The sequence below is a fragment of the Flavobacterium sp. J49 genome (assembly GCF_011742145.1).
Taxonomy (GTDB): domain Bacteria; phylum Bacteroidota; class Bacteroidia; order Flavobacteriales; family Flavobacteriaceae; genus Flavobacterium.
In genome coordinates, this window is record NZ_JAAQQU010000105.1 from 433,511 (window position 1) to 451,441 (window position 17,931).

Sequence of the window (17,931 nt, forward strand, 5' to 3'; positions counted from 1 at the left end):
AACAAAGTTGAATTTTTGGCACGCTTTTTAGTAGGACTAAAAAAAGTGTTTAACAAGTAATTCATTAAAAGCTATTGATAGAAAACTACTCCGACTTGCTCAAAAAATAATACGTATTGGAACTGTAACTATTAATAACTATTTAAAATGAATGAAACATGAAACACTTATCAAAACTGGGTTTGGCATTACTACTATTGGGAATTGCCTTTGCATGCAAACAAGCGGAAGCGGAAGACAATGCCGCAACAGAAATGAATGTTGCCGCCGACAGCATTGCGGTAACCACTACTTCCTCAAACGCTGCAGTAGAAAACAAACAATCTAACCGAAAGTTTGTACGAACGGCCGATTTAAAATTCAAAGTTAAAAATGTCGCCCAATCGACTTATGCTATAGAGAGCATTGTGGCCAAACACGGTGGCTTTGTAACCTTTACCGATTTGAAAAGCACCGTTAACGAACATGAAGAAACTCAGGTAAGTCAGGACAGCATTTTGGAAACGACCAAATATACCGTAGACAACACCATTACCCTTCGCGTTCCGAATTCGCAATTAGATACCGTCTTAACCTCCTTAGCCAAAGAAGTAGATTTCCTCGACAGCCGTTTGATTAAAGCCGATGATGTAGCTTTACAATTGTTATCCAATAAACTGGCGCAAAAACGATTGACCAAAAGCCAACAACGCTTGGAAAAAGGCATTGATACCAAAGGCAAAAAGATTAACGATATCACCAACGCTGAAGACAAAGTGCTCGACCGGGAAACGGAAAGCGATGAGCAAATCATTAAGAATTTATCACTGGAAGATCAAGTTAATTACAGCACCGTGACGTTGTATTTGTACCAAAGAGAAACGGTGAAAAAGGAATTGGTATTCAACGAGAAAAACAGCAATGCCTATCGACCGCATATCGGGTTGCAAATTTGGGATAGTTTAAAAACCGGTTGGTTTATGTTGGAAGGGATTATTGCTTTTGTGACGCAACTCTGGGCGTTAATTTTAATTGGAGTTTTGGGCTTTTTGGCATATAAAAAATTCTTTAAGCAATAAACCATATCCGACTGACTCTTAAATAAATACCATTAGTTTCGGCTTTTGGTATTTTTTTGTTTAACTTTGATAGACCAACCAAAAACTTCAACAATTATGAAAATCGCTACCATTGTTATTCGAGTACTTATTGGATTATTTTTACTGTTTGCCTCAATCAGTTTCTTCTTGAAATTAGCCCCGGAAACCGAAGCTACCGGAAACTTCAAAGCCTTTAACACCGGTTTAGTCGCTTCTGTTTATTTGATTCCTTTAGCCAAAGCTGTTGAATTGTTATGCGGCTTGGCATTTGTCATCGGTAGATATGTAACTTTGGCGAATATTGTTGTTTTGCCGGTTACTTTAAATATCTTATTAATCAATTATTTCATGTCACCGGAAACCCTACCCATTGCAGCCGCACTCTTCTTAGGAAACCTATTTTTAATTTGGCGCTATTGGGATAATTACAAAACAGTTTTCACCCCATAAAAAAACGTCCCGATATTCGGGACGTTTTTGTTATTTATCAATGGAGCTCATTACTCGCTTCATAAAATCATTGAGGGCTTCTTTTTTGTCTTTGCCTTCTTTGATCATTTTATGAACCTCAAGCGCGCCATACATATTGGAGATTAGCTCGCCTATCACATCCAATTCTTCATCTTTCAACGAAGGTACTTCTGTTAAGGCTTCTAATACATCAATAGTTTCAATGATATAATCTTGGTCATTTTCCTCTATGAATTGAGTCAAATGTTTGATAACGGGTAGTTTCATATTATTTCACTTCATCAACCAACTCCGCTAAAACCTCGGCTTTATTGGTTTGGGTTTGATTCACCAATTTACCGTTTACAAAAGTGGCAAAGGTTGGCAAATTAGAAACATTAGCTAATTTTCTGGACTCCGGAGCATTTTCAGCATCAACCAAAACAAAAGTCATCCCTTCATTTTGAGAAGCCAGCATTTTGAATTTGGGTTTCATGATGCGACAATTGCCACACCAAGAAGCCGAATATTGCACCACTACTTTCTCATTGGTTTCTACCAAATTTTGTAAAGTATCTTCGTTTAATTCGATGAGCATGACTTATTAATTTTGGCTTAAATAAGCAGCAGTACTCAAGCGGTCAGCGTGCATCGCTTCTTTTCCTTCTTCCCAGTTGGCCGGACAAACTTCACCTTTGGTTTGTACGTGTGTGTAAGCATCGATTAATCTCAAATACTCATTTACATTTCTTCCTAATGGCATATCATTTACACTTTCGTGGAAAATTTTACCGGTTTCGTCAATCAAATAAGTCGCTCTGAAAGTCACATTAGAACCTTCTAAGATTTCGTCGTTTAATTCGGCATCATAAACCCATTCGGCATCTAAAATATCTAAAGCAGCGGATAAATTTCTGGTCGTATCAGCCAAAAGCGGATAAGTTACACCTTCAATTCCGCCATTGTTTTTGGCTGTGTTCAACCAGGCAAAGTGTACTTCATTGGTATCACAAGAAGCACCGATTACGATGGTATTTCTGTTTTCAAACTCGCTCAAAGCGGTTTGGAAGGCATGCAATTCTGTCGGACAAACAAAAGTAAAATCTTTTGGGTACCAAAATAAAAGTACTTTCTTGTTGTTTTTTGTTGCTTCTTCAAGCACGTTGATTCTCAAATTATCTCCCATGTGAGAGATGGCATCTACAGTAATGTTGGGGAATTTTTTACCTACTAATGACATAATGTGTATGGATTAAATGTTATTTTTTTCGTGGTGCAAAAGTACGCTGTTAATCCTTTAAAAAAAAGCAACATCTTATTGTATTTCACTATTAGTTTATAGTTTATAATTATCCAATAAAAAAAGGCATTTCGTTATTTTGAAATGCCTTTTTTGAATTAATAAATCTATAGCTTTGAAGATGAATGCCTTTTGTTTAATATGTATTAAAAATTAGATGTAGACTTGGTTAACTGCTTAATTTTAATATTGAATGCGGCAAAGAGTAAAGTCATAAACGGACTGATGATATTGAAAAATGCATAAGGCAAATAATCTAATGTAGAAACCCCTAATGTTCCTGCTTGGTAGGCGCCACAAGTATTCCAAGGTACTAAAACAGAAGTTACTGTACCGGTATCTTCAAGAGTTCTACTAAGATTTTCAGGAGCTAATCCTTTATCTTTATATGCTTTTGAAAACATTTTACCGGGAACTACAATGGCTAAATATTGATCGGAAGCGGTGATATTGAGTGCCAAACAGCTACCAACGGTAGAAGCAAATAATCCAAACGTTGATTTCGCTACTGATAGCAAAGCACTACTAATTCTGGTCAAAGCGCCAATCGCATCCATTACACCTCCAAAAACCATAGCACACAAAATCAGCCAAATAGTGCCTAACATTTTTTTCATGCCGCCGGAAACAAATAAATCTGATAATGTTTTATTGTCTGTAGGAATAACGACTTCCGTGGTAATGGCATTCATTATTCCTTTATAAGCTGATTGAAAAGACATCGAACTAACCCCGGAAATTTGATTGATAATCTGAGGTTGAAAAATTAAGGCAAATACTGCACCCAATAAAGTACCAATCATCAAAGCAATTAGTGGTTCTGTCTTTTTTATAATTAAACCAATAACCACTATCGGAACTAAAAACAACCAAGGTGAAACATTAAAGGAGGAAGAAATAGCCGATAGAAGTTCGTTAATATCAACAGTTCCTTTTACCTCAACGGTTAATCCCAAAAAAATAAAAAGCAGTAGTGTTAAAATATAAGTTGGAATCGTAGTTAAAGTCATGTACCTAATATGAGTAAACAAATCGGTTCCTGCCATAGCTGGTGCTAAATTCGTTGTATCAGACAAAGGCGAAAGTTTATCTCCAAAATAGGCTCCTGAAACAACCGCTCCGGCTACCATGCCCAAATCAAACCCTAATGCACCTCCAATTCCAATTAAGGCAATACCAACTGTAGCACTGGTTGTCCATGAGCTTCCGGTTGCTATTGAAATTAAAGAACATATTATCAAAGCTGATGGTAAAAAAATGGATGGACTTAAAATTTGTAAACCATAATAAATCATTGTTGGGATTACGCCACTAACCATCCAAGTTCCGGCTAATGAGCCAACCATCAGAAGAATTAAAATAGCTCCGGTTGTAGATTTTACGTTTTCTGCTACTTCTTCTACCATCTTCTTGAAAGAAACTTTATTAAATAAACCCACAATTGCCGCAACAGAACCACCTAATAAAAGGATAAACTGATTACTACCGCCAAGGGAACTATCACCATAAACAAAAACGTTGTAAGCCAACATTACAACCAATACAATAACGGGGATTAATGCTTCGAATAAACTTAACTCTTTGTTCTTAATTAACTTTGAACTCATACCATATAATTTAGCGGACAATATACTAAATTTTATAAATAATCATATCAAGACTGAGAAGCTAATTTTATAGCTTAACAACTGATTGCAAAATATTTTATTCTCATCGGTTAAAAGGATACTCATTAATCCAATGGAAACCACGATTATTGAGTTCATAATCACTTTTTTTCTTTTGTTTCCAAAGTAATTCAAGCGTATCAGATTCCCATTTCCCTTTGACTAAGAGCTCCTCGTTGGGCAATCGTTTATAATTTAATTTAAATATTTTAGTGCTGTCTTTATAAGAAGTAATTATCAGTTGATTGGCAATCGTATCGGTTTTCAATGCGTAATAATTGCCTCTTCCTCTAACTGTTTTGATAACAATATTGCCCTCTTCCATTAAAACTTTGTTCCAACGCAAGGTATCAGACATTAATACCGGAATGGTGTCTCCGTTTTTGACGAATGTTTTAACTTCATAACTGCCATTAAAACTTTCAGCATAAGTCCCGTTTCCCGTAGCCGAATTGACTTGTATGATCATCAATACTATAGCCAAAGAACACAATACCAACAATACAATTTTAGAAACTTTATGGGTGACACGCTGCCAATCTTGTTTAAAAGCTATAGGGTCAATTTTTAAGCGGAGTGATTCTTGTTTGAAAAAGAAACGGTACAATGAACCCAAATAAGGCGACACTATAAATATTGAGAGTAAAACCAAATGCGAAGAAAACAACTTCACCGGTACATCATAACAAAAATTCATCGCGGCTACATTCAACATCACACCAAAGCCCATCAAAGCACCGGCTATGGTTGTACGCCTGAACAACAATAAAACACCGGCTACAAACTCGATAAAACCGCCAAAGAAAGTATAAGCGGAAGAATGTCCCATAAAAGTCCACAACAATCCCATTGGAGATGATTCACCATAAGTTTGCTCTAAACGGAAAATATGCGTAGGTTGGAACTGACCGTTGAAAAACTTAATCACCCCATACAAAATCAGAAACAAACCCACATAGTAACGGGCATAAATCCAAGTCAGTTGAAACCAAGACTCAAAATTCTTTTTTTTGCTGACCAATATAATAACGATTGTGGCCACAATGGAAAGCAAAAAAGTGACCAACAAATTCACATAATCAAAAGTAGTATCACCACTACCGGTTACCGCTATTTTTTCTAATTTAGTAAGACCTAAAACCGTTTTCCCAAACCAAACCACCGCTAATTCTACAGGCTTAGTGTAAACTGAAAACACTAGATCTAAGCCCGGAATTTCGCTAAATGGCCGAGGAAACATGTATAAAAATGCATAACAAATGGTAAAAACAGTAATCGCTTTTCTGGAAAAAGACCACTCTTTTACTTCGGAAGATACTCTTGCTGACATAGTTAAATTGGTTTATTTTGTTTGAAATTTAACCATAAAAATAATATTAAAAAATATTTGGCTTCAAAAAAGGCCAAATCCCTTGGTTTGACTTCACTTGATTTTTACTTACTTTTATGGAATAATTAACCAACATCCCTTTTTTTGATGCAAACTAAATTCACATTTTTATTCGTTGCGCTATTCTCTTTTGCTATTTCCAACGCACAGGAAACTGCCAAAACCGATAAAGAAACTACCAAATGGGACGTGGCCAAACCCGGCGACAGCTTTAACTACAAAACCCAAAACTTTACCACTTCGGAAGGGACTTGGATGAACTTGGATGTCAGCCCCGATGGAACCACTATCGTTTTTGATATGCTGGGCGATATTTACAGCATGCCCATTACCGGTGGCAAAGCCAAAGTATTGCGCTCCGGAATTCCGTTTGAAATACAACCGCGTTTTAGTGCCGATGGGAAGAAAATTGCCTTTACCAGCGATGCCGGTGGTGGCGATAACCTTTGGGTGATGAACGCCGATGGCACTAATGCCAAACAAGTTTCTAAAGAAGATTTCCGATTGATGAGCAATCCGGCTTGGATGCCCGATGGGAATTATTTAGTGGGCCGAAAAAACTTTACCTCGCAACGCTCAGCCGGTGCCGGCGAAATGTGGCAATACCACATTAGTGGCGGTAGCGGTGTACAACTCACCAAACGCAAAAACGACCAACAAGACGTTAACGAACCCAACATTTCCCGAGACGGTAAGTATTTGTACTTTAGTGAAGACATGTATCCGGGTGGCTTTTTTCAATACAACAAAGATCCGCACAACGAAATTTATGTCATCAAACGCTACGAATTTGAAACCGGAAAACTAGAAACCATCACCGGTGGTCCGGGCGGCGCTGCTCGTCCGCAAGTATCTCCCGACGGAAAGAAATTGGCCTTTATCAAAAGAATCGGAACGAGTACCGTTTTGTATTTACACGACTTAACCACAGGCGAAGAATGGCCGGTATTTGACAAACTCGACAAAGACCAACAAACCGCTTGGGCCTTATTTGGCGTGTATCCTAACTTCAATTGGATGCCGAATAATGAAGATATTGTGATTTGGTTTGGTGGCAAAATCAATAAAATCAATACCAAGTCTTCCACGGCAACCAATATTCCTTTTACAGCCGATGTGGCGATTGACGTAGCAGAACGTGTGCATTTTAACACCCCCATTTCAGATACTGATTTCACAGTAAAAATGATACGCGATGCAGTAACTTCTCCTGATGGAAAAACTTTAGCTTTTAGAGCATTAGGATATATTTGGACCAAAACATTACCAAACGGAACGCCTAAGCGATTGACCAACGGAACCGACTTTGAAGCCGAACCCACCTTTACCGCCGACAGCAAAACCATTGTTTATGTAACCTGGAACGATACCGAACTGGGCAGCATCAGAAAAGTAGGTTTGGACGGAAAAAATTCGGTTAAACTGACTTCCGAAAAAGGCATTTACCGCACGCCTGCCCTATCGCCTGACGGTAAAACCATAGTGTACCGCAAAGAAGACGGTAACCTCGACCAAGGCATGGCTTTTTCTAAAAAACCCGGAATTTATACCATGAGTGCCAATGGTGGCGCAAGTAAGTTCGTTACCGAAAACGGACAATATCCGTTATTTACCAAAGACGGCAATCGCATTTTCTTCCAAACGGGAGGCGTATTCTTTGGGAATTTGACCAAAGAATTGAAAAGTGTTGACCTCAACGGTAAAGACGAGAGAACCCATATTAAATCGAAATATGCCAATAGATTGGTGCCGAGTCCCGACAACCAATGGATAGCTTTTATGCACTTGCACAAAGCCTATGTAGCGCCTTTGAATATGAACGGACAAGAAAGTGATTTAGACAACAAATCGACAGCCGTACCGGTTTCGGAATTGACTAAAGACGCGGGGATTAACCTGCATTGGGCCACCAACAGCCAAAAAGTAATGTGGACTTTAGGTGACATTTATTATACCAACGATATCAAAGACCGCTTTACCTTTTTACCCGGTTCGCCCGAGAAAGTAGAAAAACCAACGGATACCGGAATTAAAATAGGATTGACTTCCAAGGTCGATAAACCCAAAGGAAAGTTAGCCTTAACCAACGCACGCATCATTACCATGAATGGCGATAAAGTGATTGAAAAAGGTACTGTCATCGTTAACCAAAACCGTATTGAAGCGGTTGGAAACACCGGTGAAGTTACCGTTCCTGCCGATGCCCGAGTATATGATTTAAGCGGCAAAACCTTAATGCCGGGTATGGTAGATGCCCACGCCCACGTGGGTGCTTTCCGCTACGGATTGACGACCCAACAAAACTGGCAGTTTTATGCAAACTTGGCTTTTGGGGTAACCACGTCACACGACCCGTCTTCTAATACTGAATCGATATTTACCCTTGCCGAAATGGTAAAAAGCGGTGCTATCGTTGGTCCTCGTATCTACTCTACCGGATTCATCCTGTATGGTGCCGATGGCGATTTTAAAGCGATTGTCAATGGCCTTGACGATGCCCGTTCGTCTATCAAACGTACCAAAGCATTTGGGGCACTTTCAGTGAAAAGTTACAACCAACCGCGTCGCGACCAACGCCAACAAGTATTGCAAGCCGCTCGCGAAGAAGGTATCAATGTAGTGCCCGAAGGCGGTTCGAATTTCTTCCACAACATGACGATGGTCATTGACGGTCATACCGGAGTAGAACACAATATTCCGGTAACGCCGGTGTACAAAGACGTTTTAGAACTTTGGGGCAAAAGCAGTGTGGGTTACACGCCTACGCTCATTGTAAACTATGGCGGATTGAATGCCGAGTATTATTGGTACCAAAAAACCAACGTATACGAAAACAAAAAACTGTTGCAATTTACGCCAAGAAGCATCATCGATTCGCGTTCGCGTTTTCGTACGATGGCACCTGAGGAAGAATACCAAAACGACCACATCCTGACTTCCAAAACGGCAAAAACATTGGCCGATAGTGGTGTAAAAGTCAATATGGGGGCGCACGGACAATTACAAGGTTTAGGTGCCCACTGGGAATTGTGGAGCATTCACCAAGGCGGCATGAGCAACTTAGAAACCTTGAAAACCGCCACCATCAATGCGGCCAACTATATCGGTGCCGGTAAAGACATCGGTTCGCTTGAAGTGGGCAAACTGGCGGATATTTTAGTTTTAGACAAAAATCCTTTAGAAGATATTCAGAACTCGGCAAGCTTGCGTTATACCATAGCCAACGGCAGAATGTACAATTCTGAAACCATGAACGAAGAAGGTAACGAACCCAAAGCCCGTAACAAGTTTTATTGGGAAAACAGCAAATACAACGCCGCCTTCCCATGGCACGAAGAAACCGAGAGTTTTATGGAACACCATTGTTGTGATGCGATTCATAATTAAGTACGAAGTGAAAAGTACGAAGTACGAAGTAAAACCATTCGCGAAAGTGAGTGGTTTTTTTTTGTATTGGTAAGTAAAAAAGTCCTTCGACAGACTCAGGAGGACACTGAACTCACGATTGTTATCCGATTAAAGGGTAAAAGGGATAACCGAATACTAACCACTGATTTTCATCAATATTTTAGCTATTGCGAAGCATTATTCTCATTGCCGTTAGCGCCCATTGAGTATTTTTTCCGTTCCAAAAGCATTTTTTGGTAAGCTAGTAAATCGACCTGCAGTTCCAAAGCTAACACATCTGCTTTGCTTTGTTTTTTGAGCGACGCTTTCACCCTATTCTCCAAAAGATGCAACACATCGGGGGAGACTTCCGGCAGTTCTGCGGCATGTTCCCGCAGGAAATACAGGAGCTTCGTAGCTTTTTCGTTATAGGCATAGTTGGCCTGTGCCTTGTGCAGTTTCCGGCTCAGCCGCTCATACTGGTATTCGTTTTCCTTTATTAGTTTTTGAAGCTTTTCAGCCTCCAGTACCAGTTGTTCTTCAAGCGCTGCGGGTAGTTCAGCTTTGGCTTCGGGCGACTGGATGTATTTGAGCATGGCACCCAGCAGTACGTTTGAACGGTGAGGGATATGACCGTTGCCCAACTCAAAACGGGACACGGTTGTGCGGTGAAGTCTTAAAAGTTGGGCCATTTCGTCCTGGGTAAACCCCAGCAAGGCCTTGATTTCCTGAGATTTTCTCCTCATAGATCTTTGGTTAGTACCCTAATTGTCAAACCATAAAAGGGTAAGTGCATGACTACTAAAACGGAAAAACAGGGGTTTTTATTGTGCACATTTTGATCACCACTGAAAAGTATAACACATTTTATGCGACATTTTTGTCGCTACTGAAAAGTATGACACATTTTATGCATCATTTTTGTCACTACTGAAAAGTATGACACATTTTATGCATCATCTTTGTCGCTACTGAAAAGTATGATACATTTTATGCATCATTTTTGTTGCCAGTGACAAGTTTGCACTATGGGTTGCGGGTTGAAGGTTGCGGGTTCCGAGTTATGAATAGCCGCTTGATTATATACTAACGATGTGGAAAACCGTAAAGACAGAACATAGTTGAGAAGTACATTTACTTTCAAACAGACCCAAAACAAGCTATTCGTAAGAAATTTATGTTGATAAGTTGGTTTAAAATCCCTATTGATGGGATTGGTTGGTGGTTTTAAATTGGTTAAATTTGGGAACAACGCTGATAGTGATAACACTTATTCGTTAGTTAGCAACAAGCTTATGAAAAATCATGATTTAGAGACATATGCAAAATTAGCAGAAGGCGCAAAATTTTTTCTGGATGAATCTTTTAAATATATAGATGAAACCTTAAAATCTGAAACTGCATCTTTAATTTATTCAAAGCTGTTAGAAAAAATAGAACCAAATGATGAAGACTTAGAAATTATTAATACTTCTGAATTCTCTAATAATACCATTGAGCTATTACAATCAGAAATTGGAAAGGTACTTTCAGATGAAACTCATGAAGCTTTTACTACAGCTTGGGAAGACGCTAATATTATAGCTCAAAAGTATGCAGTAAAACATCCGTTAGCACATAAAATAAACTCAATTGAAATTTTAGGGCATTTAAATAATCTTGGTTTTTTCATTGAAACACTAACAAATAGACATTTATTATTTTTGTGTCAATCAAAAATAATAGATGACTTTAGTTATTCAAGAATTTCTCTTGCAAAAATTATGGAAAGGCTAATCTTCATTTTTAAAGATGATATTATAAATAAAAAAGTACATCTCAATGAAATTGCAAATTTGTTTTCTTTAAGGAATAAAACTGTACACTATACTCCAGACAATTCTGTAGCATTAAAACCAACAATATCTGAACTAATTCAAATATGGGTTCAATGCAAAAAAATAATTGAAAAGTTCGAGAAAATTGAAAAAATAAACGAGTATAAGTTCTCAACTCAAATTAATGATTATATAATTGATTTTAAAAAGAAATGGACGCAATAAGCCTGTTGCTAACAGCAGTTTGTGATTATGGCTGGTTTTGGGTTTATCAGAAATGTCTCGGCTGATTGAAATTTTAGTTATATTTGGAAACGCCAGTGAGTGAAGAACGCCACAATCACAAGCTGCGGCACGTTACCTGCTATTATCACAAAATATATGCTAAAAAAGACAATACCAATTTTACTGTTATTCATCTTCTTTTCTTGTGAAAAGTCTAATTCTTTTATTGAGTCAAATTTTGAAAATGAATTTAACGACTCTATAAGAAAACTTAATGGAAAGCATGTAAAAGTAGAGATTGCTCCTGATTGGAAAGCGGATGTTTATTATTTAAATTCCAAGCCTAGAATGTTTTTTTACCAAACAATGCCAGAAAATGGATTTACATCAAAAAGAGTTTACATAAACGCTGATAATGATAATATTGAAAAAATTATATACAGAACTTGTTTACCGGATTTTACCAAAAATGATGATAATTATGAGTTAATAGATTCAATATTTGAAATATATCCACGCAATGGATTAATAATTCGTTATTTTAATAATCAACGTATTGATTCTGTAAGCGATACTAAAAGAATAAATAAAATATTGAAAGAAGTTAAATATATCAAAGATGGCTTTGAGCTACATAACAGCAGGTAACAGCAGTTTGTAACTACTGCGCGCTTGGGCTTATCCCGAATTTTCTCCGAAAATTCAAAAAGTAGTTTTATATTTGGAATCGGCGGTGATTAATCTTTGCAACTGTTGCAAGCCGCAAGACGCTAGCGATCATTGTAAAACGATACACTGAAAGAGAAATTAAATGATTAAAATACTTTCCATTTTCATTATAGGAATTTTGACAAGTTACTCAACATTTGGAAAATCTGTTGAAGACAAATCTCAATTTGAGTTTAGTTTGGATACTTTAAAATTATACGACCAAAGCAGACAGAGAGAAATTCCAATTGCAATCTACAAACCAACCTCAAAAGTTTCTGGAAATCAAAAAATTGTTATTTTCAGTCACGGCTATGGACAAAATAAAGGTGGTGACTATTTGGCATATTCATATCTGACTGAATTTTTAGCAACAAAAGGATTTTTCGTTGTAAGCATTCAACACGAACTTGCAACTGACAGTTTATTGCCACTGACAGGAAATCCGCAAATTGTAAGACGACCATTTTGGGAACGTGGTGCAGACAATATTTTATGCGTTATCAACGAACTCAAAAGAACAAATCCTGATTTGGACTTTAAACACATAACACTTATTGGACATTCCAACGGTGGAGATATGACTGCTCTTTTTCCACAGAAATACCCGAACATAGTTGAAAAAATAATCACGTTGGACAACAGAAGAATGGCATTGCCAAAATCAAAAAAGGTTAAAGTTTATACGCTACGTTCAAGCGACCAACCAGCAGACGAAGGTGTTTTACCGACAGAAACGGAGACTAAAAAGTATAGAATAAAAATAGTAAGATTGGCAAATACAACCCATAATGAAATGGACGACAATGCGAATGAAAAACAACGAAAGGAAATTCAAGAATATATCTTAACGTTTATAAATGACTGAGAAAGAAGAACAACGACCGCTAACAGCGGTTTTGCGCTATTGCTGTATTTTCTTGGCTTCTACCCTAATTTTCACGTAAAACTATTATATTTTAGCAGAAAGTAAGCAGTTCGCTGGATTCGCAACTGTTACAAGCCGCGGAACGTTAGCCATCAGTTTCACGCATTTGGACAAAAACGACACATTAATATGAAACTTCAATTTTTAATTTTTCTCTTAGTTGTTTTTGGTTGTGAAACTAAACCGAAAAAGAATTTTTCTAAAAAAGCAGAAGAAAAAGTTCAGCCAAAAATTGAAATAGAAAATCAAAAGTTTTTCGTTGGTGATGTCAATAATGACAAAGTAAACGATACTGCATTTATCAATCTAAAAAGAAATTCAGAAACTGGTGAAATTGAATGCGGTGAAAAAAATTGCGCCATAAATATTGAATTTAAAAGTAATATTTCCAAGATAAGTTTTGACCAAAGTTTGGGTGTTTTTATTTCGAAAACCGAAGACTTAAATAATGACCAAGCGAACGAAATACTGATTTTTTCTCGAACACATGAAGGTTGGTGGAATACTATTTATGTGTTTTCTTTTAAAAATGGAACATGGAATGAAATCGCAAAAACAAAAGCTTTTGTTTCCGAGAATGAAGATTTTGAAAATAGAATAATTAAAGAAAATGGCAATTATTATTTAATTGGTGAAAATCAATGGGAAGAAGATAGTAACGGCAATTTTAAAAAAGTGATGATTAAAATTTAAAAACCGAATGGCTAACAACAGTTTGACAAACGTACCAAAAAACACAAAGTAGAAATGCATGTCCGCAAAGCCGATTATAAGCAAAAATCGTAAACAAATTACTCTTGTCATATTATATATTGTTGCAATACTATTTAATGCAATAGTCATTGACAGATATATACTTCCGAGTCAAAAAATTTCAGACAAGATAGTTAAGGAAATAAGAGTCTCTCAAACTCGAAGTTCTAAATTTGGAAGCTCAACAACACTAAGAGGATACAATTACTATACAGAAAAAGGTTTTGAATTCTTAACTGACAAAGAGTATATTTCCGATTTGACAATTTCTATAGAGAAGACGTTGATTTTTAAAAATATTATTTCGGTAAGCACTGAAAGAGGCGATAAAAAAGAGTTACTAACCGGTCTGGGAGGACTTAATGCCTGTTTCTATTTAATTCTTGCATTGTCTTCAATTATAAGTATTTGTTATCTTAAATTTAAATCTGAATTATCAGACAATGAATTTCTTAACATAATACTCTTTAATGGATTTATAATTTTTGTTTTGACAGTTGTCTGGACATTAGTTTGAAATAAAAAACCGTCGACTAACAGCGGTTTCGCGCAATTGTTGGTCTTTATTTTTACGTGTTCACGAAAACGTTTATCTTTAACAGAAAATAAGCAGTTCACTGGCTTCACAACTGTCCGATAGCTGCGGCACGTTACCAGCAATGTTCGCTACATAACTCCACAAGCACGAATGATTGAGAATTGCAAAAAGCATAAAAAACAAACTTGTAATTGAATGGCAAAAACTAAAACTACCTATACCGGTCAGGACATAACTGATTTTATAAATTCATATGTTGACAACGAACAAAAAAAAACCGATAGTTATCAACTAATTGACTTATTAAAAAAATGGTCAGACTCTGAACCTAAAATGTGGGGACCTAGTATAATCGGATTTGGTAACTATCATTACAAATATGCAAGTGGACACGAAGGAGACGCACCGGTTCTTGCATTTTCGCCACGAAAAGCAGCCTTGACACTTTATGTTTACTCTGACACTGAGAAAAGCAAAACACTATTGACTGACCTTGGAAAATTTAAAATGAGTAAAGCCTGTATTTATGTAAAAAAATTAGCTGACATCAATACAGACATATTGAGAGAAATTTGTATTGAATCAATAAAATATATTAGCGAACATCACGAATGTTCTTGCAGGGTAAAAAACTAATAAAGACAACAAAAGAGATAAATCCTGCTGATAACAGCAGTTACAGCTATGGTAGTTTTTTCTTAAATACAACTCATTTTTTCACGTAAGAACTTTATCTTAGCAGTCAGTACGCAGTTCGCTGGATTCGCTACAGAATGATAGCCGCGGCACGTTATATGCAAGTTTTCCACAACACTCGTTAATCCAATTATGTTAAAAACATTTTTTACAAGAACATATTACTTCTGGGTTGTTTCAAGATTTTTGATAATTGTTTTATTTGCGATTTCAACTTATAGTCAGATTGAAATTAAATCAATAGGCTCCATTATAGTTTCCTGTTTGTTTACAATATATGTTCTTCTCATGACATTAACAGCTATTATGGAAATGCTGAAGAGAAAAGTTTTTGCGGCAATAAAAATAGTGATAGGAACATTAACAATTTTCTTTTCATTATTCTTATCATATATAACATTCTCAATGTATGGTATACAACCTTTTGCATTGTTTATTGTTCTCACTTGGCTAATTTTCTATGGATTGTGGGAAATCGTAACAGCTAAAGACGTTATAAGAAAATAAAAAAACTGCATATAACAGCCGTTTGTAGCAACTAGCTAGCTTATCCCTCTCAAAACATAAAAAAAGGTGGCTCAAACGAACCACCTTTTTTAATATAAACTATAACTATTAAGCTAAATCATAACGGTCGGCGTTCATTACTTTGGTCCAAGCCGCTACAAAATCGTTCACAAATTTTTGTTTGTTGTCGTCTTGCGCATATACCTCAGCATAAGAACGCAAGATAGAGTTGGAACCAAAAACCAAATCGGCTCTGGTGGCGGTCCACTTGGTTTGACCGGTTTTTCTATCTACTATGTTGTACAAGTTTTTGCCTACCGGTTTCCACGAGTAGTTCATATTGGTCAAGTTGACAAAGAAGTCATTGCTTAATACGCCTTCGTTCTCGGTAAATACGCCGTGTTTGGTGCCACCGTAATTGGTGCCTAAAACGCGCATTCCGCCAATAAGTACGGTCATTTCCGGCGCGGTTAATCCCATGAGTTGGGCTTTGTCAAGCAACATTTCTTCCGGTTGTACGGTGTAGTCTTTTTTCACCCAGTTTCTAAAACCATCGTGTAATGGTTCTAATACTTCAAATGATTCTACATCGGTCATTTCGGCAGTAGCATCTCCTCTACCCGGTGTGAAAGGCACTTTCACGCCGGCTGCTTTTTCAACAGCCGCTGTTCCGCCCAATACTATCAAATCGGCCAAAGATACTTTTTTGCTCCATCCGGCTTGTATTTCGGTCAGTTTGTTTAATACTTTCTGCAAGCGCTCCGGTTCGTTACCTTCCCAGTCTTTTTGAGGCGCTAAACGAATACGAGCCCCATTGGCACCACCGCGATAATCAGAACTTCTGAAAGTTCTCGCGCTGTCCCAAGCAGTGTTGATTAATTCAGTTGCCGTTAAGCCACTGTTCAAAAGTTTGGCTTTCAATTCTTCTATTTCTGATTCCGAAAGCGTATAATCAACCGCCGGAATCGGGTCTTGCCAAATCAAATCTTCTTGAGGTGCATCGGCTCCTAAATAGCGACTTCTTGGTCCTAAATCACGGTGGGTTAATTTGAACCAAGCTCTGGCAAAAGCGTCTTCAAAAGCTTGCGGGTCTTTTTGGAATTTCTCTGAAATTTTGCGGTATTCCGGATCCATTTTCAAAGCCATATCGGCATCGGTCATGATTGGATTTCTTTTCACACCTTTGATATGAGCATCAAACGGTTTGTCTTCTTCGGCCATGTTAACCGGTTCCCATTGCCAAGCACCGGCCGGACTTTTAGCCAATTGCCAATCGTGGTTTAGTAAAATATCAAAATAAGTATGATTCCATTTGTCAGGATGAGTCGTCCAAGCACCTTCCAGTCCGCTGGTGATGGTATCGGCACCATTCCCGTTTCCTTTTGGATTCAACCATCCGAAACCTTGTGTTTCTACATCGGCTGCTTCCGGTTCCGGACCTAAGGCATTGGCATCACCATTTCCGTGAGCTTTCCCTACGGTATGACCACCGGCAGTTAAAGCTACCGTTTCTTCATCGTTCATGGCCATTCTCAAAAAGGTTACGCGCATGTCTTGAGCAGTCTTTAAAGGATCAGGATTTCCGTCAACCCCTTGCGGATTCACATAAATTAACCCCATCATTACGGCTGCCAAAGGATTTTCTAAATCTCTCTCACCCGAATAACGACTTTTTTCACCACCGGATGTGGCTAACCAAGTATTTTCTGAACCCCAATAAACATCTTTTTCAGGATGCCAAATGTCTTCGCGTCCACCGGCAAAACCAAAGGTTTTAAAGCCCATAGATTCATAAGCCATGTTACCGGCCAAAATCATTAAATCGGCCCATGAAATTTTGTTTCCGTATTTTTTCTTGATAGGCCAAAGCAATCTTCTTGCTTTGTCAAGGTTCCCGTTATCCGGCCAACTGTTAAGTGGTGCAAAACGAAGATTTCCGGTGTTGCTACCGCCACGACCATCAGCTATACGGTAACTTCCGGCACTGTGCCATGCCATACGAATCATCAATCCGCCATAGTGTCCCCAATCGGCTGGCCACCAGTCTTGACTCTCGGTCATTAAGGCTTTCAAATCATTTTTTAAGGCTTCGAGGTCTAATTTTTTGAACTCTTCCGCATAATTAAAATTTTCTCCAAGCGGATTAGTCTTCGAATCGTGTTGGTGCAAAATGTCTAAGTTAAGCGCATTGGGCCACCAAAAACTGTTATTAGGCACGTCTGTACCTTGTTTTACTTGTGCTCCTGAGAAAGGACATTTCCCGGAACCATTAGCATTGTTTTCCATATTATAAATTGGTTTGTTGTTTAAACTTATAGTGCTAAGTTACCAAATGTTTTGCTATGTTAATTATTTTTTCAATAGATAAAAACTATGATCAATGTAAGAATCCGTTATATGTTTATTTTTATAATGAGAGTTAAAACAGCCTTTCAATTTAATAGGTATTAAGTTAAAGACAAAGAGACAAACTAATAATGTAAGTA

At 37.6% G+C, this 17,931-nt stretch carries 16 protein-coding genes; 9 read left to right on the forward strand and 7 right to left on the reverse strand.

Annotated features, from left to right (window positions below; translation table 11 throughout):
- Positions 1-158 precede the first annotated feature (158 nt).
- Together HA632_RS12670 and HA632_RS12675 are read left to right on the forward strand one after the other, a co-directional pair.
- Positions 159-1,058 carry a DUF4349 domain-containing protein gene (locus tag HA632_RS12670; RefSeq protein ID WP_176307561.1) on the forward strand — a complete coding sequence of 300 codons (900 nt, stop codon included), beginning with the start codon at positions 159-161 and terminating at the stop codon, positions 1,056-1,058.
- A gap of 96 nt (positions 1,059-1,154) precedes the next feature.
- Positions 1,155-1,529 (forward strand): DoxX family protein, encoded by a 375-nt coding sequence (locus HA632_RS12675; protein WP_176307562.1) that lies wholly within the window; start codon positions 1,155-1,157, stop codon positions 1,527-1,529.
- Between the two features lie 30 nt (positions 1,530-1,559).
- Here the strand turns inward: HA632_RS12675 and HA632_RS12680 are convergent, their stop codons facing one another.
- From HA632_RS12680 to HA632_RS12700, 5 genes are all read right to left on the reverse strand, one after another.
- On the reverse strand, positions 1,560-1,817 hold the full coding sequence (locus tag HA632_RS12680; RefSeq protein ID WP_176307563.1) for a hypothetical protein: 258 nt from the start codon (positions 1,815-1,817) through the stop codon (positions 1,560-1,562).
- Between the two features lies 1 nt (position 1,818).
- Positions 1,819-2,127 carry a co-chaperone YbbN gene (locus HA632_RS12685; RefSeq protein ID WP_176307564.1) on the reverse strand — a complete coding sequence of 103 codons (309 nt, stop codon included), beginning with the start codon at positions 2,125-2,127 and terminating at the stop codon, positions 1,819-1,821.
- 6 nt (positions 2,128-2,133) lie between these two features.
- Positions 2,134-2,769 carry a peroxiredoxin gene (locus HA632_RS12690; RefSeq protein WP_176307565.1) on the reverse strand — a complete coding sequence of 212 codons (636 nt, stop codon included), beginning with the start codon at positions 2,767-2,769 and terminating at the stop codon, positions 2,134-2,136.
- A gap of 206 nt (positions 2,770-2,975) precedes the next feature.
- Positions 2,976-4,436: a Na+/H+ antiporter NhaC gene (gene nhaC / locus HA632_RS12695; RefSeq protein ID WP_176307566.1), complete on the reverse strand. Its 1,461-nt coding sequence runs from the start codon at positions 4,434-4,436 to the stop codon at positions 2,976-2,978.
- 103 nt (positions 4,437-4,539) lie between these two features.
- Complete coding sequence (locus HA632_RS12700; RefSeq protein WP_176307567.1) at positions 4,540-5,826, reverse strand: hypothetical protein; 1,287 nt, start codon at positions 5,824-5,826, stop codon at positions 4,540-4,542.
- A 147-nt stretch (positions 5,827-5,973) separates the two neighbouring features.
- Between HA632_RS12700 and HA632_RS12705 the strand changes: the two genes are divergently transcribed.
- Positions 5,974-9,273, forward strand: coding sequence for an amidohydrolase family protein (locus tag HA632_RS12705; protein WP_176307568.1), 3,300 nt, complete (start codon positions 5,974-5,976; stop codon positions 9,271-9,273).
- A gap of 185 nt (positions 9,274-9,458) precedes the next feature.
- Here HA632_RS12705 and HA632_RS12710 read toward each other — a convergent pair whose 3' ends face one another.
- Positions 9,459-10,019: a hypothetical protein gene (locus HA632_RS12710; RefSeq protein WP_176307569.1), complete on the reverse strand. Its 561-nt coding sequence runs from the start codon at positions 10,017-10,019 to the stop codon at positions 9,459-9,461.
- A 462-nt stretch (positions 10,020-10,481) separates the two neighbouring features.
- On the opposite strand from HA632_RS12710, the gene HA632_RS12715 reads away from it, so the two are divergent.
- The 6 genes from HA632_RS12715 to HA632_RS12740 all read left to right on the forward strand — a co-directional run bounded on the left by HA632_RS12715 (position 10,482) and on the right by HA632_RS12740 (position 14,878).
- Complete coding sequence (locus HA632_RS12715) at positions 10,482-11,315, forward strand: hypothetical protein (RefSeq protein WP_176307570.1); 834 nt, start codon at positions 10,482-10,484, stop codon at positions 11,313-11,315.
- Between the two features lie 156 nt (positions 11,316-11,471).
- On the forward strand, positions 11,472-11,963 hold the full coding sequence (locus tag HA632_RS12720; protein ID WP_176307571.1) for a hypothetical protein: 492 nt from the start codon (positions 11,472-11,474) through the stop codon (positions 11,961-11,963).
- A 163-nt stretch (positions 11,964-12,126) separates the two neighbouring features.
- Positions 12,127-12,891 (forward strand): alpha/beta hydrolase, encoded by a 765-nt coding sequence (locus HA632_RS12725; RefSeq protein WP_176307572.1) that lies wholly within the window; start codon positions 12,127-12,129, stop codon positions 12,889-12,891.
- Between the two features lie 189 nt (positions 12,892-13,080).
- The gene (locus tag HA632_RS12730) at positions 13,081-13,644 is read left to right on the forward strand and encodes a hypothetical protein (protein WP_176307573.1); all 564 of its coding nucleotides are present in this window, start codon (positions 13,081-13,083) and stop codon (positions 13,642-13,644) included.
- A gap of 58 nt (positions 13,645-13,702) precedes the next feature.
- Positions 13,703-14,221: a hypothetical protein gene (locus HA632_RS12735; protein WP_176307574.1), complete on the forward strand. Its 519-nt coding sequence runs from the start codon at positions 13,703-13,705 to the stop codon at positions 14,219-14,221.
- Between the two features lie 216 nt (positions 14,222-14,437).
- Positions 14,438-14,878 (forward strand): DUF1801 domain-containing protein, encoded by a 441-nt coding sequence (locus HA632_RS12740; protein WP_176307575.1) that lies wholly within the window; start codon positions 14,438-14,440, stop codon positions 14,876-14,878.
- Positions 14,879-15,553: 675 nt separating this feature from the next.
- Here HA632_RS12740 and katG read toward each other — a convergent pair.
- On the reverse strand, positions 15,554-17,731 hold the full coding sequence (katG, locus tag HA632_RS12745) for a catalase/peroxidase HPI (RefSeq protein ID WP_176307576.1): 2,178 nt from the start codon (positions 17,729-17,731) through the stop codon (positions 15,554-15,556).
- Between the last annotated feature and the right edge of the window lie 200 nt (positions 17,732-17,931).